Origin of the sequence: Sphingobium agri (assembly GCF_023051225.1) — a bacterium.
Lineage (GTDB): Bacteria > Pseudomonadota > Alphaproteobacteria > Sphingomonadales > Sphingomonadaceae > Sphingobium > Sphingobium agri.
In genome coordinates this window covers 1-1,198 of sequence record NZ_JALKHS010000024.1, presented here as the reverse complement: position 1 = coordinate 1,198, position 1,198 = coordinate 1, and the positions used below count along the sequence as shown (strand labels likewise).

The 1,198-nt window shown below is 64.4% G+C and carries 2 protein-coding genes; both read left to right on the top strand.

The genetic code is table 11. The features are described 5' to 3' along the window. Positions 1–4: 4 nt before the first annotated feature. Positions 5–103, top strand: a complete 99-nt coding sequence (locus MU848_RS19035; RefSeq protein ID WP_281494561.1) for a proton-translocating transhydrogenase family protein — start codon at positions 5–7, stop codon at positions 101–103. Between the two features lie 3 nt (positions 104–106). Continuing rightward, positions 107–1,198, top strand: a 1,092-nt coding sequence (locus MU848_RS18760) for an NAD(P)(+) transhydrogenase (Re/Si-specific) subunit beta (protein WP_247234843.1), incomplete at its 3' end; no start/stop codon positions are given.

Sequence of the window (1,198 nt, the reverse complement as noted above, 5' to 3'; positions counted from 1 at the left end):
GACCTTGGGCTTCATCGCGGTTTTTTGTGCGACGGTGAACCTGGTGAGCGGGTTCATGATCACCGATCGCATGCTCAAGATGTTCAAGCCGCGGGGGAAGTAACAGATGGACGCCTTCGTACCTTTCGCGGCGATTGCCGCATCGGCCCTGTTCATCCTGTCGTTGATGTGGATGAGCCATCCCTCGACGGCCCGGCGCGGCGTGCGCGCGGGCGAGATCGGCATGGTCATCGCCATCATCGGCGCGCTGGTCCAGCATGAGGTGGTCGACTACAACCTGATCATCATCGCGATGATCGCGGGCGCGGCCGCGGGTATCCCGATGGCGCTGCTGATGCCGATGACGGCGATCCCGCAGCGGACCGCCATCTCCCACGCCTTCGGCGCGCTTGCGGTCGGCCTCATTGGTGCTGCCGAATATTACAAGCATGCCCATGCCGAATATGCCGGCGGCTTCATCATGTGGGCGCTGATGTTCGAAATCCTGCTGGGCTTCCTGACCTGCACGGCCTCGATCATCGCCTTTGCCAAGCTTCAGGAACTGATGGGCAGCCGCCCGGTGTCCTTCCCGGGCCAGCGTATCGTCAATGGCGCGGTGGCGCTGGCGGCGGTGGTGATCGGCGTCACGCTGGCGCTTGATCCGACGCAGACCTGGTTGTTCCCCGTTTTCGCGGCGCTCGCCCTGCTCTTCGGCATCCTGCTGGTGATCCCGATCGGCGGCGCGGACATGCCGACCGTTATCGCGCTGCTCAACAGCTATGCCGGTCTTGCCGCTTCCGCCATGGGCTTTGCGCTGGGGAACAAGCTGCTGATCGTGGCAGGCGCGCTTGACGGCGCGTCGGGCTTCATCCTCGCGGTCATCATGTGCAAGGCGATGAACCGCAGCTTTGCCAACGTCATGTTCGGCGGGTTCGGCAATGTCGTGGCTGGCGCCGCTGGCGGCAAGGACGACCGCGTCGTCCGCTCCGCCTCGGCCGAGGAAGCCGCGATGCAGCTGGAAAATGCCGGCACCGTGGTGATCGTGCCTGGCTATGGCATGGCCGTCGCGCAGGCGCAGCACAAGGTCAGCGAGCTTTACCAGGCGCTCACCAAGAAGGGCGTGGACGTCAAGTTCGCGATCCACCCGGTGGCGGGCCGCATGCCCGGCCATATGAACGTGCTGCTGGCCGAAGCCAATGTGCCTTATGAGCAGCTGGTG